The sequence below is a fragment of the Rhodococcus sp. 14-1411-2a genome (genome assembly GCF_002259485.1).
Taxonomy (GTDB): Bacteria; Actinomycetota; Actinomycetes; order Mycobacteriales; family Mycobacteriaceae; genus Rhodococcoides.
In genome coordinates this window covers 26,802-49,363 of the sequence record NZ_NPGA01000015.1, presented here as the reverse complement: position 1 = coordinate 49,363, position 22,562 = coordinate 26,802, and the positions used below count along the sequence as shown (strand labels likewise).

Here is a 22,562-nt window from a genome sequence, read left to right as displayed (position 1 = left end):
ATGAATGAGTACTGGGTACTTACTGAGCGGTGAGGCCGCCATCGACGGGGATGGTGACACCCGTGATGTAGCTGGCGTCGTCGCTGTTGAGGAAGGCGATCACCGACGCGATCTCCTCGGGCTCGGCGCCGCGGCCGAGGGGAATCGTGGCGACGAAATCCGCGGCCAGGGCCGAGACGTCGGATCCAGGTTCGCGGCCGAAGAACTGCGCGAGCATCGGAGTCTTGACCTGGCCGGGGCAGATGACGTTGACGCGGATTCCGTCTTTGGCTCCGTTGAGCGCCAGTGCCCGACCGAAGGGTACGAGTGCACCTTTGGTCATCGAGTAGATCGGACTGAACGGTGATCCGATGAGCGCCGACGTCGAGGAGGTCAGCGTCACCGATCCCTTCCCGCCGGCCTTCTTGAGCAGCTCGAACCCGAGTGTCGTCGAGTAGTAAGCACTCTTGACATTGACGTCCATGTTCTTCTGCCACGCCGCGTCGTCCACGTCGAGGCCCCCGGGACCTGGCATTCCGACCTGAGCGTGGAGTGCGTGCAAGACGCCCTTCTCCTCGTCGATCTTCGCGAACAGCGCGCGGAGGTCGTCGTTGTTCGTGGCGTCGACCGTCACGGCTGTGGCCTGCCCGCCCTCTGCTTCGATCTCCGCCGCGACTTTCGACGCGGACTCGCCACTGAGGTCGGTGACGTAGACGAACGCACCTTCCGAGGCAAGGCGATGGCTGATGGAGCGGCCCATCCCGGACCCGCCACCGATGACGGCTGCGATGCGTCCTTCATAACGCTGCATTACTGCACTCCTTCTCGAGTTACTTCTTCATTCAAGCGCGTTGGTCGAACGAACGTCCGAGCAATTCGGAAACTATTCGGGTTCGCTGCATCGTCGGGGTTCCACCGGCGAGCGCCCAGCCGTGCGCATCGCGGTGCATACGCTCGATGCCGAACTCTTCGGTGTAGCCGTTGCCGCCGTGCAACTGCATCGCGAGATCGGTGACCTTCTTGGCCATTTCGTTCGCGGTGCACTTGGCGAGCGAGACGTGCAACGAGTTGGGAAGCTGCTCTCCATCGGTCACCGACGCAGCAGCTCGCTGCAACAACAGCCGAGCTGCGTCGACTTGGAGCGCCATATCGGCGATGGTCATCTGGACGGCCTGGAACTCGATCAGCGCCTTACCGAATTGCATCCGCTCCTGCACATACCGAATGGACAGGTCGAGGGCAGCCTGTCCCAGTGCGAGGCTCATGGTCGAGTTACCGAGCCGTTCGATGGAGAACGCGGTGAACAACGTTCGGAAACCGCCCGGCCGCACGACGATGTTCTCTTTCGGAACCTCGACGTCGTCGAAATAGATGTCGGCGGATGGAATGCCGCGAAAGCCCATGAGCTTCTCGCGGGCCCCGTAGCTGACACCCTCGCGGTTCGCCTCGACGAGAACGGCACCGATTCCCTTGGCACCCGGGGCATCGCTCATCCGCGAGTACACGAGGTAGACGTCGGCCTCGGAACCGTTGGAGATCCAGCGCTTGTTTCCCGTCACCCGGACGGTGTCACCGTCGATGATCGCCTTGGTGGTCATGTCCGTCGCGGCTGATCCGGCGTCGGGCTCGGAGATCGCGACCGCCATGGTGATGTCGCCGGCGATGATGCCGGGGAGGAAGCGTTCACGCTGCTCCTCGGTACCGATGCGGGCGATCACCTGAGCGGGACCCGTGTTGGCCTCGAATATCTGGAAGGCCGCAGGCCTGCAGTGGTAGGCGAACTCCTCGATGACGTTCAGTGCCTGCTGAAGGGGCGCTCCTCCACCGCCGAAACGCTCCGGGAGGGCGATACCGAGGAACCCGAGCGAGCCGAGGAACTTCCGCTCCTCCAGCGGGAACGCAGTTCTGTCTGCATCCCACTGCGCCGCCTTGGGCGCATAACGCTCGGTGGCGACCTTCGCGGCCACCTCTTTGATGGCGCGTTCGTCGTCGGTCAGTGTGCTGGCGGACATGACCACCCCTTTCATGCTCATGATTATACTAATCCGATGTGACCTACGGTACAAGAATCCCTACGGGTTCCGCTAGGTTCATGCTAAACATAATCATGAATATCTTTTCGCGTTTCCCAGAACCTGCTTCAGGAGGGTTTTCATGACTCGTGCGGTCATCGTCGACGCCGTTCGCTCCCCCATGGCGAAGGGCAAGATCGGCGGAGGATTGTCCCATCTGCACCCGGCAGACCTGCTCGGCCGAGTACTACGTCAGTTGGTGGATCGTTCCGCCCTCGACTCAGGACTCATCGACGACGTCATCATCGGATGCGTCGGCGGCAACGGTGAACAATCCGCGACCCCCGGTCGCCAGGCATTGCTCGCTGCGGACTTCCCGGTGCACGTTCCGTCGGTGACGGTCGAGCGCAAATGCGGTTCGGGCCAGCAGGCACTCGATTTTGCCGTCCAGGGGGTCGTGGCAGGGGCTTACGACATTGCCATCGCCGGTGGAGTCGAATCGATGAGTCGCGTTCCGATGGGTAGTGCACGCGGAGATGCCGACCCGTTCGGCGAGGGTGTGCGCGAGCGCTTTCCCGTCCTTGTGCCGCAGGGCGTGTCCGCCGAACTCGTCGCCCAGAAGTGGGGAATCTCGCGGGAGCAGCTCGACGAGTATTCCGCGCGGTCCCACGAACGCGCCTCCACCGCCCGCGATTCCGGGTGGTTCGACAACGAGGTCGTGCCGATCGACGCGCTGACTTCCGACGAAACCATCAGGACCGGTACCACGGCCGCGAAGCTCGGCGGATTGAAGGCAGTATTCGGAACCGATGAACGACGCTCTCAGTTCCCGGATCTGGACTGGGCCGTCACCGCTGGAAACGCCTCACAGATCACCGACGGCGCAGCCGCCCTGCTGGTCATGAGTGAAGAACGCGCGGCCGAGCTGGGTCTACGCCCGAGAGCCCGAATCGTCGCCTCGGCGGTGATCGGCGACGATCCACTTCTCATGCTGACCGGCCCCATCCCGGCAACCGAGAAGGTACTGAAGAAAGCCGGTCTGACGCTCGCAGACATCTCGGTCTTCGAGGTCAACGAGGCCTTCGCCTCGGTGCCGCTTGCGTGGGCCAAGGAACTCGGCGTGGACGAGGAATTGCTGAACCCGGTAGGCGGGGCAATAGCACTCGGACATCCCCTCGGTGCCTCGGGCGCGCGCCTCATGACCACGATGATCAATCACCTCGAACGCACCGGCGGCCGTTACGGGCTGCAGACCATGTGCGAGGCCGGCGGTATGGCCAACGCAACCATCATCGAAATACTGAAGTAAGGAACCAGGTTCATGGACCTCACCAATTCCTCCGCCATCGTCACCGGCGGCGCGTCCGGGCTCGGACTCGCAACCGTGAAGCGATTCGTGGCCGCGGGCGTGAACACTGTGATCGTCGACCTCCCGCAGTCGGCCGGCAAAGACGTCGCCCGCGAGCTCGGCGACCTCGTACAGTTCGGACCGGCCGATGTCGCCGACCCCGAGTCCGTCGACGCTGCCCTCGATCTCGCCGAATCGCGAGCTCCGCTGCGCTCCGTGGTGCACTGCGCAGGCCGCGGCGGCACGGTCCGAGTGGTCGAAAAGGACGGGACTCCAGGGTCGTTGGAGCTCTACACCTCGCTGATCCAGACGAACCTGATCGGCAGCTTCAACGTCCTGCGCCTGGGAGCTGCCCGGATGGTCCGCAACGAACCCGTCGACGGTGAACGCGGAGTTGTCATCATGACCGCATCCGTCGCCGCCTGGGAAGGGCAGATCGGGCAGATTCCCTACGCCTCGGCCAAGGCCGGCGTCGTGGGAATGACCCTGGTGGCAGCCCGCGACCTCTCTCGAAAGCTGGTACGTGTCAACAGTATTGCACCCGGAATCTTCGACACCCCCATCCTCTCGCGCTTCTCGCAGGAAATTCGCGACGGTCTTGCCGCGCAGATTCCGCACCCCGCTCGCCTCGGCGACGCAGACGAGTACGCCAAACTTGCCCTGCACATGATCGACAACGCGATGATCAACGGTGAGGTCATCAGGCTCGACGGTGCGATCAGAATGGCACCGCGATGAGCGCCAGCGAAGAGCAGAACGCGCAGATGAGCGCCAGCGAAGAGCCGAACGCGCAGATGAGCGAGCCGGTTCGAGTGGAGCAGATCGATGGGGTTCAGGTTGTCACCATCACCCGTCCCGAGGTGCGCAATGCGATCGACACGGCCACCGCCCAGGCCATCGCCGATGCCATGGACGAGCTCGACGCTCGGGACGACCTCGTAGCCGGTGTCATCACCGGCGAGGGTAAAAGCTTTTGTACCGGAATGGATTTGAAGGCATTTCTGGCCGGTGAGAAGCCGTCGATCCCCGGACGCGGATTTGCGGGGGTAGCCGAGACTCCTCCGGCGAAGCCGCTCATCGCGGCAGTGGAGGGTCACGCCATCGCGGGCGGTTTCGAGATCGTGCTGGCGTGCGATCTCGTGGTCGCTTCGGAGACTGCGGTGTTCGGACTGCCCGAGGTCAAGCGCGGCCTCCTGGCCGGCGGCGGCGGATTGTTGCGGCTTCCCCTCAGAGTTCCTCACGCACTGGCCGTCGAGTGGTCGTTGACGGGTGATTTCATCAGCGCGCAGGCCGCGAAGGATGCCGGGTTGATCAACAGGCTCACAGCTCCCGGCGAGGCCTTGGCTACCGCGCTGGAATTGGCGAAGAAGATCGCCGCGAACGGCCCGCTCGCGGTCCGTGCCACGAAGGAGATCATCACCAAGGCGCGGGACTGGTCCAACGATGAGCAGTTCGCGCAGATGTGGAAGATCTACGAGCCTGTTCGGTCGTCCGAGGATGCGCGTGAGGGTGCCTCGGCATTCAAAGAGAAGCGAGTGCCGGCCTGGAAGGGTCGGTGACATGGTCGCCATCGTCACCGGCGCCGGCAGCGGAATCGGGAGGGCCGTAGCGCTCGAGTTGTCTTCTGCAGGCGCAGCGGTGCTCGCTGTCGACATCGACGAGGACGCTGCGCAGGAGACCGCGCGAATGACGACCGGCACCGTCGTATCGCACCGCGCCGACGTGTCGAAGCCTGACGAAGTTGCCGAGTACGTCGCCATTGCGGTTGCTGAACTCGGTGTGCCGGACCAGTTCTTCAACAATGCGGGTGTCGCCGGCTGCAATCGCAGCATCGTCGATATGTCGATCGATGAGTGGTCGTCCACTCTGTCGGTCAACTTGGACGGCATGTTCTATGGCCTCAAATATGTTCTGCCACATATGATCGCGGCTGGACGCGGCCAGGTGGTCAACACCGGGTCCATTGCCAGCCTCCAGGGCGCAGCGAAGCGAGCCGATTACGTGGCGTCCAAGCATGCGGTCCTCGGCCTCACCCGCACTGCCGCAGCCGAAGTGCGCGAGCACGGCGTAGCCGTGAACTGCATCTGCCCGGGTTCCACCGATACGCCGATCATCGGTAAGTTTCGCGCCCTTCTCGCACGGGATGGACAGAGCATTCCGACACGTGGAGTGGGCGATCGGGGGATGGCCAGCGCCGAAGAGATCGCTCGAACCGCTGCATTCCTGCTCCGTGCGGACGTTCCTTTCCTGACCGGCGCCGCCCTGTCGGTGGATGGAGGAGCGTCGGGGCAGTACTGAATGTCCGAATCGTATTGCTTCGCATCATTAGTATAGATAGAGTCGTCTTCATCACTTTCGTCGATCGGAGACCCTCTTGTGACCGCCTCGATGTCCGATCGTTTGTTCAAGATCGTCGAAGTCGCCGCCGTTGTCGGACTACTTGCCATGATGGCGCACATAGTCGTGAACGCCTTGTCCCGCACCATGTTCGATCAACCCCTCGTCGGCACCCTCGAGCGTGTCCAATACTGGTACATGCCGGTGGTCGTGCTGCTGGGCTTCGTGGTCGCGATGCATCGCACCGAGCACGTGTGGGCAGATATCTTCTTCTCCCGCTTTCCGGCGCGCTCGAAACCTTTCGTCGCCGGCGCTGCGAGCATCATCTGCGCGGCTGTCTGCTTCCTGGTCACGGTCTACTCCTTCGATGTGGCACAACATAATCGCGCTATCGAACTCACCGCGGGACTGACGGACATCGCTGCGTGGCCGACGACGTATCTAGTGCCACTCGTCTTTCTGACATTCGGCGTCCAATTCATCGCGCTCGCCTCGAAGCAACTGCGTGACAGCGACTCCGACGATTCCGGTGCGATGTATGCAATGGAACCGTCCCTCGATGCAACGAACGAAACCGAGAAAACCCGATGACCGCTGTCAGTACAGCCGAAAGACGTGACAACCCACAACTGCCGGGTCGCGTGCGAACGGGCCGACTGCCGAACGGGCGGATCGGTCTCGCAATATTGACCACCGCCGCGATCGCTTCTTCGATCGCAATGTTCTTGGACGTCTCCAAGGAGACGACCGGCGTTCTGTCGCTGGTCTTGCTGTTGAGCTTGATCTTCCTCCGCATGCACATCGGCTTCGCGCTGCTGGTCTCGGCGATGATGGGCCTGTGGGCATTACGCGACTTCGGCGTGGTCACGAGCACTGTCTCGCGATTGCCGTTTCAGACCGTCGCGCAATGGACGTTGAGTGTCATCCCGATGTTCGTCTTCATGGGCCTTCTACTGTGGCGCTCCGGGGTCACCGAGAAGTTGTACGACGTTGCCCGCACATGGCTCGGCTGGATGCCGGGCGGACTCGCCGTCGGAACCAACCTCGCCGGAGCCGGCCTCGCGTCCGTCAGCGGATCGACGGTCGGCACCACCTACGCACTGGCACGAATCGGCATCCCCGAGATGTTGCGAGCCGGGTACGACAAACGGATCGCCATCGGCTCCGTCCTCGCAGCCGGCTTACCCGGCCAACTCATCCCTCCGTCGATCACGCTGGTGGTGTTCGCGGGGCTGGCAGAGGTTCCGGTCGGTGAGCAGCTTCTCGCAGGTGTCGGTCCCGGGATCGCCGTGGCAGCCCTGTTCAGTATCGCGTTGATCCTCGCCGCCGTGGTCCTCGGCCGGAAGGCCCCGAACACGGCTGCTTCCGAGCCCGGCACGCCGGACACCATGCGCGATCGGTGGCGCGCGCTCGTGTCGATATGGCCCGTGCCGGTGCTCGTTCTCGTCGTCGTGGTCGGCATGTTCTCGGGCATCTTCACCGCAACGGAAGCGGGTGCTGCGGCCGCAATGGTTGCTCTCTTCGTGGTGTTGTTCTCTCGCCGACGCGACCGCCCCTGGGGTGCGGTCAACGAGGCAGCAGTCGGGACCATCGCCAGCACCGGATCCATCTTCCTGATGCTTCTCGGTGCCACAGCACTCTCACGCATGCTGCCGCTGACCGGGCTCACGACGGGCTTCACCGATTGGACGGTCGGGCTCGGCCTCTCCGCCTGGCAGTTCATTGCGCTGATGACGGTCGTCTACCTCATTCTGGGGATGTTCCTCGACGGACTCGCGATCATGCTTCTGACCGTCCCACTTCTGATGCCGACGCTCGCGTACCTCGACATTTCGCTGCTCTGGTTCGGTGTATTCGTCGTTTTCGCCGCAGAGATCGCTGTCATCACACCGCCGGTCGGAATCTTGTCCTACATCATTCACGGCGTGGCACAGGATCCAGAGGTCAACTTGGGCAACAAGATCAGCCTGCGCGACGTGTTCGCGAGTGTCGCGTGGGTCATTCCTGTCGCCCTGCTGTTCATCGTCCTGCTGGTGATGTTCCCGGAGATCGCCACCTATATTCCGAGCCAGATGGGCGGGTAGTACCCACAATGTTCAGCACACGCCTTTCCCGATCGCTTTCCGCGTTGGCGATACTGACCTCCACTGCTCTGGTCGCTTCGTGCTCGGCCGCGAGCACGTCGGCGGCCGGCGGTCCCGGCATAGAATTCGGTGCCTCGATGGACGATTATCACAGCGCATTCGAGGACGTCGAACCGATCGAGTTGTACGCACAGACACCGGGCCCGCAGGGCTCTCTCGTCAGCGACAAGATGGAGATCTATTACGACGCCATCACCGAGTGGTCCGGAGGGAAGATCACATTCGAGATCTTCTACGCGAACGCCATCGCGGGCGCGACCGAAATCGACGAAGCGCTCGCCGACGGACGGACCGACATCGACGGCTTCTCCAGTGCGACAAGGCCTGCCGAGTACCCCGCGATCAATACGCTGATCAATGCGTCGTTCTTGGGCGATACGTCACCCATTGCAGGGATGTTGCAGTCGCACGGTTGGCTCCTGCAATCCGCGTACGGAACCGACGAGATCTCGCGAGAGTTCGAAGACCGCAACATGGAGCTGCTGATGCCGTCATACAACGGTGGGGGAATGGCGTTACTGTGCACGGACGAGGCCGCCTCACTCGACCAGCTCGCGGGGCGTCAGATCGCAGCGGCGGGCCGCACGCAGGGCGCGCAGCTGGCCGGACTGAACGCCGTCCCGGTCACCGCCTCGTATGCGGAGCTCTACGAGAGCCTGCAGCGCGGCGTCGTCGATTGCACCGCTACCTCGATTCAGAACGCGGTACTCGGCGGGTACCTCGGGCTGACACCGAAGGTCGTCATCGATCCCGACGCCGGATTCACGCTCACCTTCGGCTCGGTTCTGGTCAACCAGGACCGTTGGGACGGTTTGCCTCTGGTAGCCCAACAGCTCCTGTTCGATCGGCTCGATGTATTCATCGAAACCAACATTCGGACCACCTGGGAGGCGATCGTGCAAGGTGTGGGTGAGGTCGAGGACGCAGGCGGGGTCATCACAGAGTTCGAGCCGGACGCCCGCGAGCGGCTGCAGTCCATCAACAAAGAGCAGGTCGAGCTGCTCGAGCAGTCCGAGGCTCTGGACGACCCGGCCACCGCACTCTCGGACTGGGCCTCCAACGCGGCTCAATGGACGGACATCATCGACGAGCTCGGGTACGACAGCGAGATGACGTACTCCGAATTCGCGAGCTTCTACGACGACGACGCGATCGATCTGGATCCGTTCGTCGATGAAGTCTTCGAGCGCATTCTGATGCCTCACCGTCCGGAGGGTTCGAGCGAGGGAGCGTAGTTCCCGCAGTGCGTGACATGCGGCGGTGACACGAGGTCACCGCCGCATTGTCGTCTCGGTTCACATTGAGTCAAATCTGTTGACATCATTCGAATGATAACTATAGTTAACAGTGATTTGAGTCACTCTTTCTCGGTCGACATCTCGCGCGCTCCGGACCGCCATGACTGATGCCTGACTGCACCGATTCTGCTCGACTCGACAATCAGGAGACGCCAGCGTGATCGCCCCAGATTCCCAAGCCACCGCCCCGGACATACTCTCGCCGGACTTTCTCGACAACCCGTATCCGCTCTACCGCGTTCTGCGAGAGCATCATCCGGCCCTGTATCACGAAGCGACCAAGAGCTTTCTGATCAGTCGGTACGAAGACTGCGCCGAGGCGTTCCGTAGCGCCAAGTTCTCCAGTCGCAACTACGAATGGCAGCTCGAACCCATCCATGGGCGCACTATTCTCCAGATGGAAGGACGCGAGCACTCGACGCACCGTGCACTGCTCAACCCGTTCTTCCGCGGCAACGGGCTCGAGAAGTTCATGCCGGCCATCACACACAACGCGGCCGAACTGATCGGCACAATCGTTGCGCGCACCGCCGAGGACCTGATCGGGGCGGTCGCGGCTGACGGTGAGGCCGAGCTCGTCGGCCAGTTCACCAGCCGGTTTCCCATCAATGTGATGGTCGACATGCTCGGACTCCCCAAGAGCGATCACGAGCGCTTCCGGAGCTGGTATTTCTCGATCATGGCCTACCTCAACAACTTGGCCGGTGACCCCGAGGTCAACGCCGCCGCCGAACGCACCCATGTGGAACTACAGGAGTACATCCTTCCGATAGTTCGCGAACGCCGTTCCGGCGAGGGTGACGATCTGCTCTCCCGCCTGTGCCGCGCTGAGGTCGACGGTGAGCAGATGTCCGACGATGAGATCAAGGCGTTCGTCAGCCTGTTGCTCGTGGCCGGAGGTGAGACGACCGACAAGGCCATCGCCAGCATGATCCGCAATCTGATCGACCATCCGGATCAGATGCGAGCCCTCCGAGAGGATCGCAGCCTCGCCGATCGCGTTATCGCCGAGACACTTCGACACTCCGGACCGGTCCACATGATCATGCGTCAGACCGAAGAGGAGGTGCAGATCGAGGACACGACTATCCCAGCAGGAGCGACCTGCATCATGATGCTCGCCGCAGCCAACCGCGACGAGAAGCAGTTCTCCAATCCGGATGAGTTCGACATCTTCCGAGACGATCTCAACGTCGAGCGCGCGTTCAGCGGCGGAGCCAACCACGTGCAGTTCATCCTCGGCCGCCACTTCTGCGTGGGTTCGATACTCGCGAAGACCGAGATGACCATTGCCCTCGATCTCGTACTCGACACCATGGACTCGATCGAATACCAGGACGGCTTCGTTCCACACGAAAGTGGCCTGTACTCACGCGGAATTCCGGAACTCCGCGTGAAGTTCCAGCCGACCGGCAAACTGGGCTGACAGACCCGCACCGTCGACGGTCCGGGCTTACAGACCCGCACCGTCGACGGTTCTCTACTTGATCAGAACACCGGCATCGACCGGAACGGAAATGCCTGTGACGTAACGAGACTCGTCGCCCGCCAGAAACAACACTGCGTTGCTGACATCATCGACCTGCACATAGGGAATGTCCAACACATGCATGCCGTGAAGTAACGGAACCACTTGTTCGCGAGTCGGCGCTTCTTCGTCGGGCAGGAACAGCTTGTAGATGGCGTCGTTGAGCAGCATCCGGGTGTCCACGTTCGTGGGATTGACCGTGTTCACTCGGATGTTCTGCGGTCCCAACTCGTTGGCGAGACTCTTCATCAGTCCCACCACACCATGCTTGGCCGCCGTGTAGTGCGCGTTGTAGGGCAGGCCCTTCATACCTGCTACCGAACTGATCAACACCATAGAGCCGCCCCTGCCGCCCGCCAGAATGTGCGGCGTGGCCGCGGTCGTCGTGTTCCACACCCCCGTCAGATTCGTCTCGATCATGTTGTGCCAGTTCTGCGCCGAGAGCTCGTGGGTCGTTCCGCTCCCGGCGATACCCGCATTCGCGACGACGACATCGAGCCTGCCGAGTTCGGCGACCCCTGCATCGACGGCGGCCTTCATTCCTTCCAGGTTGCGTACGTCGGTTTTCGACGCAACGATTCGGCGGTCCAAGTGCTCGACGAGGCGAACCGTTTCTGCCAGATCTTCCCCGGTCGCCAGGTCGTAACCGACCGTGTCGACATCGGCGCACGCGTCGACCGCAATGATGTCCGCGCCCTCCGCTGCAAATCTGAGCGCGTGGTTTCGTCCTTGACCCCGCGCAGCGCCGGTGATGAGCACGACGCGACCCTCGAATCGATTCATGGCTCCAACGCCGCCTCACCGAGGAACGCCAGAACCACGGATGAGTGGGATCTGGCTTCCTCGACACTCCCGGAGTAGACGGATTCACCGCGGTTGACCACGACCACATCGTCGGCGACGCGTAGCCCGGCTTCCGCGTTCTGCTCCACCATCAACACCCCCAACCCCCGGTCCGCGATGTCGCGGACGCTGCCCATGACGGTGTCGACGACCGCCGGTGCCAGACCCATCGACGGCTCGTCCATCATGATGTATTTCGGGTCGGACATCAGGCCTCGGCCGAAGGCGAGCATCTGTTGCTCACCCCCACTGAGCAGTCCCGCCGGGCCGTCTTTGCGTTCACGCAGAATCGGGAACAGTTCGTAGGCGAGCTCGGTGTTCTTCGCGCGCTTCTCGCTCGTCGAGGTGTATCCCCCGATTCGCAGGTTTTCGGCCACACTGAGCGATGAGAAGACCTGGCGGCCCTCGGGAACCAGCGAGATGCCGTGTTTGACGACGCGGTGGGCCTTGAGACCGACGAGCGACTCACCGTCGAGAACGATCGTGCCCGCTGTGGGTTCGACCAAGCCTGCAATGGTTCGCAGCGTCGTGCTCTTCCCGGCACCGTTCGCACCGAGTACCAACGTGATTCGGCCGGGCTCGACGGTCAAGCCAATACTCGTGACCGCGCTGACCTTGCCGTACCTGACATGCAGGTCATTGACTTCGAGCATCCTGGGCACCTCGCTTTCCTAGATAGGCTTCTTGCACGCTGGGTTCGCGAACCACGTCCTGCGGCGTGCCCTGGGCGATCAGAACTCCGAAGTTCATTGCGATCAACGTGTCACAGGTATCGACCATCATCTGCACGTCGTGTTCCACCAGAAGCTGAGTCAACCCCTCTTCACGCAGTTTCTTCAGAAGCGTGGAGACATCCTCACGTTCGGACTTGTTCATGCCCGCGGTGGGCTCGTCGAGCAGAAGGAGTCTCGGAGACATCGCAATTGCACGTGCGATCTCCACCCGTCGCTGCAGCCCGTAGGACAACTCTCCCGGACGGATGTCCTCGAGCCCGGTGAGGCCGGTACGTTCGAGCGCCTCCGCGACCGCATCCCTCGACCGCTTCTGGAACGCTTTCCGTCCCAACAGCAGTTCGCGGATTCCGCCTTTCTCGGCCCCGAGGTCGGCACCGAGCGCAACGTTCTCTCGCACCGTCAGGTCGGGGAGAAGCCGAACTGTTTGGAACGTACGAGCGATGCCGCGTTCGGCGACCTTCTGCGCCGACACCTTGGCCAACGGTTCCCCCTCGAAGGTGAGGGTTCCACGCGTGAGCGGGGTCAATCTCGTCACCGCTGCCAACAAAGTGCTCTTGCCGGACCCGTTGGGTCCGAGGATTCCGAAGATGTTGCCGCGCGTGACGTCGAAGGAGATACCGTCGACCGCCTTGATCCCGCCGTAATGCACTGAGACGTCTTCGATCCCGAGTAACACGTCGGCTGTCGATAGGTTCTGCGTCGACTCGAGCGATGCTGCGCCGGTCGTCATGGTTTCTCTCCTGTCTCGGCCAGATCCAGTCTTTCGACGGCATCGTCGGGCTCTTTCAAGCGTGCATCTCCCGTAAGCCGCTTGGCTTTCGATTTTCGAATGAGGTCGAGGACCGTTCCGTAGATTCCACCCGGAACGTATACGGCGGCTATGGCGACGATGATGCCGTAGACGATCGCCTGGTACTGCCCGACGATTTCCAGGTAGTACGGAAGCCAGGTGAAGATGACGGCTCCGATGACAATACCCAGCCACGATCTTCCGCCACCTACGATGATGATGGTCAACCCGAGTACGACGAGGGGGAACCCGATACTCTCGGGCGCCACCGTCGTCCGTAGCAACACATTGACGGCACCTCCGAGCGCGCCGATGAACCCGCTGATCACGAACGACGAGATGCGGTACCGAGCAACGTTCACGCCCATCGACGAGGCCAGTTCCGGGTCCTCGCGAACCGCGTCGATGCGACGTCCCAGCCTGCCGCGCTCGCTGAGTGCCAGCAGTGCCACCACCAACACGGTGATCGCGATGATGTGACCGATCGTCAACTGCGGGTACGCAAGAGCACCGAACAATCCGACGGACGCGCCGGTGAAGGCACCGCCGTTGTGGGCGACAACCGTGATGATCAAGTCGAAGGACACCGTCGCCATCGCCAGATAGAGACCGTTGAGACGCTGCACCAGCAAGGCGAGGAGGAAGCCGATCAGGCCGCACACGACCATGATCGCGGCGATCGCCGCGAACGACGAGAAGCCGTAGCGGATCACGAAGATAGCGGCCCCGTAGGACCCGAGACCGTAGAAGCCCGCACCCGCGAAGGAGAAGACACCCATCCGGAGCTGTACCTGGATGCTCAGAGCCAGCAACAGCACAGTGAACGTGCTTTGGAACAGGACGATATGAGAGAAATAGAAGCTACTCATACGCGCCGCACCTCCTTACGACCGAAGAGACCTTGCGGACGCAGGAGCAGCACCAGGAAGATCATGCCGAAGCAGACTGCGTCGACCCATCCCCCGCCGGTGAATCGCAGCACCAGCGTCTCGGACAACGCGAGGATGTACGCGCCGGCCGCGACACCCGCAGTGCTGCCGACGCCGCCGAGGATGATCACCGCGAAGGCCTTGATCAGCAGTGTCTCACCGCTTTCCGGCGTGATTGCTCCGAGGTTGAAGGTGAGCAGTGCCCCGGCCAGGCCGGCCAGACCGCCGGCGAATGCCATCGTCGCTAGAGAGAGTGTGCGTCGATCCACTCCCATCAGGGCCGCAGTTTCGGAATCGACACCGATTGCCCGCAAAGCCAAGCCCGCCATCGACTTTCGCAGCCAGATCGCCATCGAGACGGTCAGGACGACGGCAGACAGGACGATCACCAGTCCGGTGTTCGATATCCGCAAGCCCAAGAACGAGAAGACCTGAACAGCGTAGGAACTGTTCGCGAAGCCGAACGGCTCACTCTTGGTTACGTATTGGGCGATTGCAAGCGGAATGGCCGCCACGCCGATACCGCCGATCAGAATCTGCAGCTCGGCTATCCGGTGCGTCTTGGCTCTCTTGAGAATCGGTTGGAAGGCAAACACTTCGATCGCGGTGGACAGAAGTGCGCCCACGATCACAGAGACCGCAATGACACCGATCATCGGGAGTTGCCGGTCGTCCACCACCAGGTAGCCGACGAACCCCGCGAACATGAAGATCGCTCCGTGCGCGAAATTCAGAATCCCGACGGTTCCCCACACGAGGCTCATACCGAGGCAGAACAGTACATAGATCGATCCGAGTATCGCCGCGTCGACGAGAGTCTGGCCCATCGCGTCAGATCACCCGCCCGCGTCGTAGTTCGATGTATGTCATTCCGACAGCAACCCTTCCGAGGTTCCGTCCCACTCGACGACAACCCCGTCGACCCGTTGGTCGTTGCCCTCGAAGGTCACCGGGCCGACCGCGCCATCGAAGCCCGCGGCGGCGACGGCGTCCAGACCGTTCTTGATGTCCTCGCGCGAGGCACCGCCCGACTCCTTGATCGCGCGGGCGATCATCCACGCTGCGTCATAGCCTTCCGCTGCATAGTTGAGCGGGTTCTTGCCGTACTCGGCGTTGTACGCCTCGACGAACGCGACCGACGACGGGGCCGTCTGCAGGTAGTTGAAGTCCGTAGCCCAGAACATCCCGGCTCCGGCCGGTCCGGCGGGTGCGAGGTTGCCGGCACCTGCTGCGGGGTTTCCTACGGCCGGGCCGTCGAAGCCTGCTTGCCGGAGCTGCGACATGGCGGTCGAGTTCTGCGCGCCTACGAGGAGGAACACGACGGCATCGGGCTGCTCGCCGACGATCTTGGTGATGGTCGACGCGAAGTCCTGTGTCGTCGATTGCACGCTGGTACTGGAAAGGATCTCGAGATCCTCGCTCTCCTGCATCGCGGGTAGTTGATTCTCTGCGATTTCCGCGAGGGTCGGCTGACCTGCGTTGTAGAGCACGCTGATTCGTTTGGCCCCCAGCGTCTTCAGGTGATCGATGGCTTTGGGGAAGTACGTTTCCTGCGGCGCGGTCGAGCGGAATGTGTAGTCGCCTATGACGACGCCTGCGCTACCGGACTGGGTGAAGATCACCGGCATCTTCGACGACTCGGCAATCGGCGCGACGGCGACGCTCTGCGGGCCGGACACTGTACCGAGAATTGCGGCAACGTTCGGATCCGCGATCCCCTGAGTGACCTGGCTTGCTGCCGTTTGCGCGTCTCCCGCGGTGTCGCGACTGTCGAGCTTGATGGTCGATTCCCCGAGGAACTTCTGCTCGTTGATCTCCTTGATCGCCAGTTCGATGCCTTCGAGCTGTGAACCACCCACGTACGCAATGGTGCCGGTCTTGTCGGTGGTCGACAGGAGCGTGATCTCGGCGGGCATCTCTCCCGATGCAGTGGAGCCGGCCGGGCCACCACTACTGCACGCGGCGACCGTCATCATGGCTCCGGCCATCCCGAGCAGCGCCAATTTCCCGGGGCCAGTAGTGAGCTTCATCGTTCCTCCTATTTCATGGCAATGATGCGCATGATTGAGTGATCGATGTCACGTTAGGGGCAAAACTCGCGGTTGTCCAGATCACATTTCGATGTCCGGTCAACACCATCGCTCACGCGATGGTGTTGTAGTTGCGGCGAATCATTATCAGTGATTAAGTGAGTTGCATCACCTGACCGGCTTGGTCCGCATCGCGGTCATCACCGAAGGAGTCACGTCTTGGCACTCGACGAAGCCACCGCCGCCTTTCTCGCGCAAGCTGCCGAGGGAGGCGGTAAAACGCTGCACGAAATGACGCCCACCGAGGCCCGCCTGATGAACGAAAGTTTCATCGACCTCTACGGCCCCGGTCCCGAGATGGACAGCGTGGAAAACCTGAAGGTCGCCGGCGCGGACGGCCACGACATCGACGTCCGGGTGCTCACCCCCTCGTCCGAACCTCGCGGTGTGCTCGTGTACTTCCACGGCGGCGGCTGGGTCGTCGGTAACCCCGATCAATTCGACACCCTCGCTCGCAAGATCGCCATCGAGACCGGCTGCGTCGTCGTGCTCCCGGACTACCGGCTCGCACCGGAACACGTCTACCCGGCTGCAGCCGACGATGCGTGGGACGTGCTGCAGTGGAGCGCATCCCGGTTCGACGCCGGACTACCGTTGATGGTCGGAGGAGACAGCTCGGGAGGGAACCTGGCCGCCGTCGTCGCCCAGCGTGCAGTGCGCGAGAACGGGCCGAGGGTTGCTCTGCAGGTCTTGGTCTATCCCGTGACCGATCACGATTTCGACAGCGCATCGTACCAAGATGCTTCCAACCAGCTGATGCTCGATCGAACCGCGATGATCTGGTTCTGGGACCTGTACACGCCCGAGGCCGGGGTTCGGACCAACTGGGACGTGTCCCCGCTACACGGCGACGTCACCGGTGTTGCACCGGCGGTAATCCTCCTAGCCGAGCATGACGTGCTACGCGACGAAGGCCAGAAATACGCCGACAAGCTCGATGCTGCAGGCATTCCCGTCGAACTGAAAGTCTTCGACGGCCAGATGCACGGCTTCTTTCAGTTCGTCAACATTCTCCCCGGTGCGCAAGATGGCATCTCCTACGTGGCCAATGCCGTTCGTGCCCACCTCGACACAGTGAGCGCGTGAAAGGAACATCATGACAACGGATGCAATCGTGGTCGGTGCCGGCTTGTCCGGAATCTACATGACACACAAGCTCGAGCAGCTCGGACTGTCGGTGCGAGGCTTCGAAGCAGCGGAAACAGTGGGCGGAACCTGGTTCTGGAACACCTACCCCGGCGCACGATGCGATGTGCTCAGCGTGGAGTACGCGTTCACGTTCTCGCACGAGCTCATCGACGAATGGGAATGGACCGAACGGTACCCAGCGCAGCCGGAAATCCTTCGCTACATCGATTTCGTCGCCGACAGACTCGATGTCAAGAAGCACTTCCAGTTCAACGCACGAGTCGAATCCGCAGTGTGGGACGAGGACACCTCGCTGTGGACGGTGGGCATCGACTCGGGCGAGTACGTGAGTGCGAAATACTTGATCACTGCAGCGGGATGCCTGTCGACCTCGTCCACCCCGGACTTCGCTGGTCTCGACGCGTTCGAGGGCACCACACTTCATACCGCCGCCTGGCCCCGAGAGGGCGTCGACTTCACCGGTAAGCGCGTCGGCGTCATCGGGACAGGATCCTCTGGCGTGCAGGTGATTCCGAAGATCGCCGAGCAGGCAGCACACCTCACTGTGTTTCAGAGGTCCCCTGCGTTCAGTCTCGATTGCGGCAACCGGCTCCTGACCGAGGACGAGAAGCGCTCCTTCAAGGAACTCGTCGAGGACTACAAGATTGCGTCCAAGGCATCCGGCGGCGGGCAACCTGTCGACACTCTCGACGTCAATACGTTCGATCATTCGGAGGAGGAGCGCGCGGCGGTATTCGAGGAGCGATGGAATCGACATCGGGCAATCGACATCATCGCGGCCTACCCCGACCTGCTCAGCAATCGAGAAGCCAACGACACCATCGCCGAGTTCTTCCGCGGAAAGATCCGCGACGTCGTCGACGATCCCGAGGTGGCCGAAACCCTCTCCCCACGTGAGCATCCCCTTGGTGCCAAGCGAATAACGTTGGACACCAGTTACTTCCAAACCTACAACCGCGACAACGTCTCTCTCGTCAGCGTGAAGAACACGCCGATCGAAGGCCTGACGCCGAGTGGACTGAAAACAGCCGACGCCGAATACCCACTCGATGTCGTCGTGTTCGCCACCGGGTTCGACGCCATCACCGGGCCCCTGTTGAACATCGACATCCGCGGGCGCAACGGAAAGACGTTGCAGGACAAATGGGCCGATGGTCCGGTCACCTACCTCGGAATCTCCGTCGACGAGTTCCCGAACCTGTTCACCATTACCGGACCAGGAAGCCCGAACGTCCTGACCAATATGGTCTGCGCTATCGAGCAGCACGTCGAGTGGACAGCGGACGCCATCGCGCACCTGGAAGCTGTCGGAGCCAAGACATTCGAGGCCGAGGAGACGGCTGCAAAGGAATGGACGGCCCGCGCGGTCGAGCTGGCCGACATGACTCTCTACCCGGAGGGCAACTCCTGGTACACGGGAGCCAACATTCCCGGAAAACCTCGCGTGATCATGTCCTACGTCGGCGGACTCAACGTCTTCCGCGAAACCTGCGACAGCGTCGCCGCCGACAACTACACCGGCTTCATCACCACGACCTAGGAGTTCGACACATGTTCCGCATCACCGTTGCGTACAACCACCCCGAGGATCCCGACGCCTTCCTCACACACTATCGGAGCATCCACGCACCGTTGACCGCGACGATGCCGGGGATCAGCTCGTTCGAGTGGGGTGTGTCCGAAACCCCGGACGGTTCGAAGCCCGCCCACTTCGTCGTCGGCAATTTGAATTTCCCGTCGAAGGACGCGGCCCTCGCAGCTCTCGGATCACCCGAGGGTAAGGCCGGCGGCGAAGACATGGCCAACTTCGCAGGCGCAGGATTCGTCATGGACATGCACGAGGTCGAAGTCGCTTAGCTGGTCCGCGCATGTGAGCGGAGTACTTCCGAGCCAGATGTACTTTCGCTCGCCTGGCTTGGACCTAGAGGCCCAGATCAGCCAAGCCGAGCAAGGATCGATACTCGAGTCCCTCGGCGGCGATGACTTCGTCCGCCCCGGTCGCCCGGTCGACCACCGTGGCCACTCCGACGACCGTCGCGCCCGCGTCCCGCAGAGCCTTGACGGCAGTGAGCGGAGAATTTCCGGTCGTCGTCGTATCCTCAACCACCAGAACACGTTTGCCGACGATGTCCGGTCCCTCGATCTGACGCTGCATGCCGTGCGCCTTCGCTGCCTTGCGCACCACGAATGCATCGATCGGCCGTCCCTGGGCGTGCATGATCGACATCGCCACCGGATCTGCGCCCATCGTCAAGCCGCCGACCGAGACGAAATCCCAATCGGCAACCAGATCACGCATCAGCGAACCGATCAACGCACCTGCCCGGTGATGCAGGGTCGCGCGACGCAGATCCACGTAGTAGTCGGCTTCCTTGCCCGACGACAACGTGACCTTCCCATGCACGACGGCAAGCTCTTTCACCAAATCGGCCAGTTCCTGCCGGTCCGAATTCGCGGCACTCTCGGCCATGTTCGGATTCCTCTCGTCGCACCACGGATCTTCGATAGGTCGGTACGAACTTACCCACCGACTCACGCGACCGCTCCCGGCGGCTCCGATGCTCGATCTCGGGTCGTTCCTGCCACTAGGCAGCGATGTGGGCCGACTGCTGCTCGTCGAGCAGTTCCTTGGTCTCCACGAACGGTTCCGGTGCGGTCAACGAACGAGACCTGGCGACGAGCGAGGACGGGAACGTGCCGATCGCCTGCGACAACCGGTACGCGTTGTCGTTGTACACGCGCACCGCGCCTGCGATACGACGCTCGGTGACGTTCAGTTCTCCGGCCGGACCCTGGAAAGCCCAATTGCCCAACGCATTCTGACGCGCATCGGCGTCGGCGAGCACAGCATGGAACGCGGCGGACAACGCATTCTCGGCAGCGGCCTGCGCCTGCAGACCCAGGCTGCGATCGCGCACTGCCTTGGACCACGACCGTGCACCGCCGAGCTGACGCAACAGATCACCGGACAGCCCGGTGGCCTCTGCGGCCGCGAGGAACGGGCCCAACTGCTCGTGACGCCGATCCAGTTCGACCTCGACCAGTCGCAGACTCTGCTCCGTCTGCTCGCTGTACCGACCGAGTCGACGCAGCGCGATCAGCACGTAACCGACCACGACAACCGCTACCAGGACCACCACTGCCACGACAACACCCGAAGAAACCGTCACGAGGTACGAATTTAGCCGCGTAAGCGCACCTGCGCCTGTAAACACGCCCGAACTTTCGTCATGGCTGGTTGCGTCGGCGCTCCGAGTCGAAAGGAATCGGACGCGACGCAGGCGGACGCGGCACAGGACGCGACGGATTCGCCGAACGCGCAGCCTGCGGACCGGCCGCATCGGGCCGCGGCGGACGCGGCCTACGTCCGGGTTCCTGCGGACGTGGCTCGGAAGTACGAGGATCTCGGGTGCGGGGCTCCGGGGTACGAGGCTCCTGGGTACGGGGCTCGGCTACCCGAGGCGGCCGGATCCGAGGCTCGGGTGTCTTGGGCGCGGGCGTTCTCGGCTCGGCAACACGTGATTCCGGGCTTCGCACCGCCTGGATACGGGGTTCCGCCACCCGAGGCTGTGGGTCGTGCGGCACGTCCGCTTGCTGATTATGTGGCTCATGGACCAGTGGCCTACCCGGATCGCTTCGATCGCGGCCGGGATCGCCGGGGCGAGCGCCGTAGACGGCACTTCCGCGAACCGGGGGCAGCACGTGCAACATGCCCGACAGTCGTGCAACCGCGTCGATCGCGGCATCCCAATCGCGACCCGAACTGTTCAGCGGCAGGGACCCCAGCGTCCAGTCCTTCTCGCTCCACAGCAACTGCAGATTCGCCGGAATGGATTCGGTGAACGCGGCCATCCGCTGGTCGCAGACACGGCGAGCGATATCGACGTCGGTGGCGAACACCACGCGCGGCCCGATGGAACCGAGCAGCTCCATGTCCTCGTCGCGCGGCGGCGGCGTCGAGCGGGGCCGGAGGTCGATGTCGACATCGGAACCGACCGAACGCTGCACGGCCACGATGGTGCCTGTCTCCTCGACGTCGAAGAGAACGAACTCTTCACCGCGCCGAACTCCGGTCACCACTCCCAGAGCCACGTCGAACTCGGGCTTGGACAGAGCAGCGCGAGAGAACCGAGTGACCAGTTCTCGATCGTGCGGTCGATACTCGTACCCCTGCGCCTTGGCCCACATCTGCCGGACACGTCCGGACCGATCTCGCTTGGACCTGTCGATGTAGAGCAGCGCCACTGCACCCATCAGTGCAATTGCCGCAAGGCCGAACCACATTGCCGTCATCGCGAACCACCTTAATCGACATCCACACCTTCACCGCCCACCACCGCCGGGTCCTGTGAACGGTCCCTACGACAGCTCGCACCGCCTATGGGGTCATTCCGCAGGCTCCACTCCTAGCCACCCAGACTGGGCGTTTCGATGATGACGTTCGCGCGAATCGTTCCGTCCTCGACGGCCTCGCCCTGCACCACGACGAAAGCACCGACCGTCAGCGACGCCAGATCGCTACCGGACAACGAGATTATCTGGGTCTGGGGTGTGGTCTGCACCGTCACCGGAGCGCCGTCGAGTCCGTCGAGTGTCAGAGTCGAACCGTCGTTGGCGCTGATCGTTCCCACCGACGATCCCAGCTGACCGAGAATCTCGGGAATTCCTCCCGGGATCAGCCCGGGCGTGGTGGCGGTGCCCGATTCGGTGGGCTGCGGCGTGGTCGTGGGTGCACTCGAGGTGGGCGGTCGGATCGACGTCGACGGCGCAGAAGCGGTGGTCGACTCGTCGGATCCCCCGCTCAGGAAGGAAATCCCGAACACCACGACGATGGCGAGTACGACGAGTCCGATCAGCGCCAGAACCCACGGTCGTGGCCCCTTGCTGCCGGAATCGGCGGCGTTCGGATCTTCGCCGGGAGGCGGAGCGCCGTACTCCGGCGGCTGCCCGAACTGCTGGGTGTGGCCGAATTGCTGAGTGTTGCCGTACTGCTGCGGCTGCCCGTACTGCCCAGTCCCATACCCCTGGCCGTACTGCTGGGTCTGGCCGTAGGCCTGATTCGCCGCCGCCTGCTGCTCGGGGTCGTACGGCGGAAATGCCTGCGTGGGCTGATACCCCGGCGGATAGGCCTGGGGGTCGGGGTTCTGCTGGGCAGGATTCTGCTGAGTCGGATACTGATAGGCCGGATCCTGATAGCCCGGGTTCTGGTTCGCCTGGGTCGGATATGCCTCGGTGGGGTGAGCGCCGTCGGGATACTGCTGGGCTCCGGGGTACGGCCGACCGTAGTCCTGGGTCGGCTCGGATGGCTCCGCCTGGGGTGCTGCGTCCTGATCGCGCTCCCGAGGTGACCGTGGGTCGTCCGGATTCGTCATTCCACGAGC

23 protein-coding genes are annotated in these 22,562 nt (G+C 62.7%); 11 read left to right on the top strand and 12 right to left on the bottom strand.

The window, feature by feature from the left end:
* Positions 1-19 precede the first annotated feature (19 nt).
* Positions 20-790 (bottom strand): SDR family NAD(P)-dependent oxidoreductase, encoded by a 771-nt coding sequence (locus CH291_RS13750; protein ID WP_094687797.1) that lies wholly within the window; start codon positions 788-790, stop codon positions 20-22.
* 31 nt (positions 791-821) lie between these two features.
* On the bottom strand, positions 822-2,012 hold the full coding sequence (locus CH291_RS13745) for an acyl-CoA dehydrogenase family protein (protein ID WP_094687796.1): 1,191 nt from the start codon (positions 2,010-2,012) through the stop codon (positions 822-824).
* A gap of 121 nt (positions 2,013-2,133) precedes the next feature.
* Between CH291_RS13745 and CH291_RS13740 the strand changes: the two genes are divergently transcribed.
* From CH291_RS13740 to CH291_RS13705, 8 genes are all read left to right on the top strand, one after another.
* Positions 2,134-3,300 (top strand): thiolase family protein, encoded by a 1,167-nt coding sequence (locus tag CH291_RS13740; RefSeq protein ID WP_094687795.1) that lies wholly within the window; start codon positions 2,134-2,136, stop codon positions 3,298-3,300.
* 12 nt (positions 3,301-3,312) lie between these two features.
* Positions 3,313-4,077, top strand: a complete 765-nt coding sequence (locus CH291_RS13735) for an SDR family NAD(P)-dependent oxidoreductase (RefSeq protein ID WP_094687794.1) — start codon at positions 3,313-3,315, stop codon at positions 4,075-4,077.
* 56 nt (positions 4,078-4,133) lie between these two features.
* Positions 4,134-4,898: a crotonase/enoyl-CoA hydratase family protein gene (locus tag CH291_RS13730; protein WP_094688062.1), complete on the top strand. Its 765-nt coding sequence runs from the start codon at positions 4,134-4,136 to the stop codon at positions 4,896-4,898.
* A 1-nt stretch (position 4,899) separates the two neighbouring features.
* Positions 4,900-5,637: an SDR family NAD(P)-dependent oxidoreductase gene (locus CH291_RS13725; protein WP_094687793.1), complete on the top strand. Its 738-nt coding sequence runs from the start codon at positions 4,900-4,902 to the stop codon at positions 5,635-5,637.
* Between the two features lie 78 nt (positions 5,638-5,715).
* Positions 5,716-6,267, top strand: a complete 552-nt coding sequence (locus CH291_RS13720) for a TRAP transporter small permease (protein ID WP_094687792.1) — start codon at positions 5,716-5,718, stop codon at positions 6,265-6,267.
* On the top strand, positions 6,264-7,760 hold the full coding sequence (locus CH291_RS13715; RefSeq protein ID WP_256980842.1) for a TRAP transporter large permease: 1,497 nt from the start codon (positions 6,264-6,266) through the stop codon (positions 7,758-7,760). Before CH291_RS13720 ends, CH291_RS13715 begins: the two co-directional genes overlap by 4 nt.
* 137 nt (positions 7,761-7,897) lie before the next feature.
* Positions 7,898-9,055, top strand: coding sequence for a TRAP transporter substrate-binding protein DctP (gene dctP / locus CH291_RS13710; protein ID WP_256980841.1), 1,158 nt, complete (start codon positions 7,898-7,900; stop codon positions 9,053-9,055).
* Between the two features lie 220 nt (positions 9,056-9,275).
* Positions 9,276-10,544, top strand: a complete 1,269-nt coding sequence (locus CH291_RS13705) for a cytochrome P450 (protein ID WP_094687790.1) — start codon at positions 9,276-9,278, stop codon at positions 10,542-10,544.
* A 54-nt stretch (positions 10,545-10,598) separates the two neighbouring features.
* On the opposite strand, the gene CH291_RS13700 is transcribed toward CH291_RS13705, so the two are convergent.
* The 6 genes from CH291_RS13700 to CH291_RS13675 are packed head-to-tail and all read right to left on the bottom strand — an operon-like array spanning position 10,599 to position 15,972.
* Entirely contained in the window at positions 10,599-11,429 is an 831-nt protein-coding gene (locus CH291_RS13700) for a mycofactocin-coupled SDR family oxidoreductase (RefSeq protein ID WP_094687789.1), read from the bottom strand.
* A complete protein-coding gene (locus CH291_RS13695) occupies positions 11,426-12,142 on the bottom strand; it encodes an ABC transporter ATP-binding protein (protein ID WP_094687788.1) in 717 nt (238 codons plus the stop codon). Before CH291_RS13695 ends, CH291_RS13700 begins: the two co-directional genes overlap by 4 nt.
* Positions 12,126-12,953: an ABC transporter ATP-binding protein gene (locus tag CH291_RS13690; protein ID WP_094687787.1), complete on the bottom strand. Its 828-nt coding sequence runs from the start codon at positions 12,951-12,953 to the stop codon at positions 12,126-12,128. Before CH291_RS13690 ends, CH291_RS13695 begins: the two co-directional genes overlap by 17 nt.
* Positions 12,950-13,882 carry a branched-chain amino acid ABC transporter permease gene (locus CH291_RS13685; protein WP_094687786.1) on the bottom strand — a complete coding sequence of 311 codons (933 nt, stop codon included), beginning with the start codon at positions 13,880-13,882 and terminating at the stop codon, positions 12,950-12,952. Before CH291_RS13685 ends, CH291_RS13690 begins: the two co-directional genes overlap by 4 nt.
* Positions 13,879-14,769, bottom strand: coding sequence for a branched-chain amino acid ABC transporter permease (locus tag CH291_RS13680; RefSeq protein ID WP_094687785.1), 891 nt, complete (start codon positions 14,767-14,769; stop codon positions 13,879-13,881). Before CH291_RS13680 ends, CH291_RS13685 begins: the two co-directional genes overlap by 4 nt.
* 39 nt (positions 14,770-14,808) lie before the next feature.
* Positions 14,809-15,972 carry an ABC transporter substrate-binding protein gene (locus CH291_RS13675; protein WP_094687784.1) on the bottom strand — a complete coding sequence of 388 codons (1,164 nt, stop codon included), beginning with the start codon at positions 15,970-15,972 and terminating at the stop codon, positions 14,809-14,811.
* Positions 15,973-16,191: 219 nt separating this feature from the next.
* Here CH291_RS13675 and CH291_RS13670 point away from each other — a divergent pair, with 219 nt between their 5' ends.
* From CH291_RS13670 to CH291_RS13660, 3 genes are read left to right on the top strand one after another with little or no spacing between them, the layout of a single operon-like run.
* Entirely contained in the window at positions 16,192-17,118 is a 927-nt protein-coding gene (locus CH291_RS13670) for an alpha/beta hydrolase (RefSeq protein WP_094687783.1), read from the top strand.
* Between the two features lie 10 nt (positions 17,119-17,128).
* On the top strand, positions 17,129-18,721 hold the full coding sequence (locus tag CH291_RS13665) for a flavin-containing monooxygenase (RefSeq protein WP_094687782.1): 1,593 nt from the start codon (positions 17,129-17,131) through the stop codon (positions 18,719-18,721).
* Between the two features lie 11 nt (positions 18,722-18,732).
* Positions 18,733-19,038, top strand: coding sequence for an EthD family reductase (locus CH291_RS13660; RefSeq protein ID WP_094687781.1), 306 nt, complete (start codon positions 18,733-18,735; stop codon positions 19,036-19,038).
* 64 nt (positions 19,039-19,102) lie between these two features.
* Here CH291_RS13660 and pyrE read toward each other — a convergent pair whose 3' ends face one another.
* From pyrE to CH291_RS13640, 4 genes are all read right to left on the bottom strand, one after another.
* The gene (pyrE, locus tag CH291_RS13655) at positions 19,103-19,651 is read right to left on the bottom strand and encodes an orotate phosphoribosyltransferase (protein WP_094687780.1); all 549 of its coding nucleotides are present in this window, start codon (positions 19,649-19,651) and stop codon (positions 19,103-19,105) included.
* Positions 19,652-19,766: 115 nt separating this feature from the next.
* On the bottom strand, positions 19,767-20,351 hold the full coding sequence (locus CH291_RS13650) for a LemA family protein (protein WP_256980840.1): 585 nt from the start codon (positions 20,349-20,351) through the stop codon (positions 19,767-19,769).
* Between the two features lie 58 nt (positions 20,352-20,409).
* Positions 20,410-21,474 carry a hypothetical protein gene (locus CH291_RS13645; RefSeq protein ID WP_094687778.1) on the bottom strand — a complete coding sequence of 355 codons (1,065 nt, stop codon included), beginning with the start codon at positions 21,472-21,474 and terminating at the stop codon, positions 20,410-20,412.
* A 113-nt stretch (positions 21,475-21,587) separates the two neighbouring features.
* Positions 21,588-22,553, bottom strand: coding sequence for a DUF5666 domain-containing protein (locus tag CH291_RS13640; protein ID WP_094687777.1), 966 nt, complete (start codon positions 22,551-22,553; stop codon positions 21,588-21,590).
* Positions 22,554-22,562: the final 9 nt, after the last annotated feature.

Coding starts and splice junctions, on each gene's coding strand:
- CH291_RS13675 (WP_094687784.1), bottom strand. CDS start 15,972: ATGAAGCTCACTACTGGCCCCGGGAAATTGGCGCTGCTCGGGATGGCC.
- CH291_RS13745 (WP_094687796.1), bottom strand. CDS start 2,012: ATGAGCATGAAAGGGGTGGTCATGTCCGCCAGCACACTGACCGACGAC.
- dctP (WP_256980841.1), top strand. CDS start 7,898: ATGGACGATTATCACAGCGCATTCGAGGACGTCGAACCGATCGAGTTG.
- CH291_RS13665 (WP_094687782.1), top strand. CDS start 17,129: ATGACAACGGATGCAATCGTGGTCGGTGCCGGCTTGTCCGGAATCTAC.
- CH291_RS13695 (WP_094687788.1), bottom strand. CDS start 12,142: ATGCTCGAAGTCAATGACCTGCATGTCAGGTACGGCAAGGTCAGCGCG.
- CH291_RS13740 (WP_094687795.1), top strand. CDS start 2,134: ATGACTCGTGCGGTCATCGTCGACGCCGTTCGCTCCCCCATGGCGAAG.
- CH291_RS13660 (WP_094687781.1), top strand. CDS start 18,733: ATGTTCCGCATCACCGTTGCGTACAACCACCCCGAGGATCCCGACGCC.
- CH291_RS13715 (WP_256980842.1), top strand. CDS start 6,264: ATGACCGCTGTCAGTACAGCCGAAAGACGTGACAACCCACAACTGCCG.
- CH291_RS13735 (WP_094687794.1), top strand. CDS start 3,313: ATGGACCTCACCAATTCCTCCGCCATCGTCACCGGCGGCGCGTCCGGG.
- CH291_RS13725 (WP_094687793.1), top strand. CDS start 4,900: ATGGTCGCCATCGTCACCGGCGCCGGCAGCGGAATCGGGAGGGCCGTA.
- CH291_RS13690 (WP_094687787.1), bottom strand. CDS start 12,953: ATGACGACCGGCGCAGCATCGCTCGAGTCGACGCAGAACCTATCGACA.
- CH291_RS13700 (WP_094687789.1), bottom strand. CDS start 11,429: ATGAATCGATTCGAGGGTCGCGTCGTGCTCATCACCGGCGCTGCGCGG.
- CH291_RS13730 (WP_094688062.1), top strand. CDS start 4,134: ATGAGCGAGCCGGTTCGAGTGGAGCAGATCGATGGGGTTCAGGTTGTC.
- pyrE (WP_094687780.1), bottom strand. CDS start 19,651: ATGGCCGAGAGTGCCGCGAATTCGGACCGGCAGGAACTGGCCGATTTG.
- CH291_RS13750 (WP_094687797.1), bottom strand. CDS start 790: ATGCAGCGTTATGAAGGACGCATCGCAGCCGTCATCGGTGGCGGGTCC.
- CH291_RS13685 (WP_094687786.1), bottom strand. CDS start 13,882: ATGAGTAGCTTCTATTTCTCTCATATCGTCCTGTTCCAAAGCACGTTC.
- CH291_RS13680 (WP_094687785.1), bottom strand. CDS start 14,769: ATGGGCCAGACTCTCGTCGACGCGGCGATACTCGGATCGATCTATGTA.
- CH291_RS13645 (WP_094687778.1), bottom strand. CDS start 21,474: ATGACGGCAATGTGGTTCGGCCTTGCGGCAATTGCACTGATGGGTGCA.
- CH291_RS13640 (WP_094687777.1), bottom strand. CDS start 22,553: ATGACGAATCCGGACGACCCACGGTCACCTCGGGAGCGCGATCAGGAC.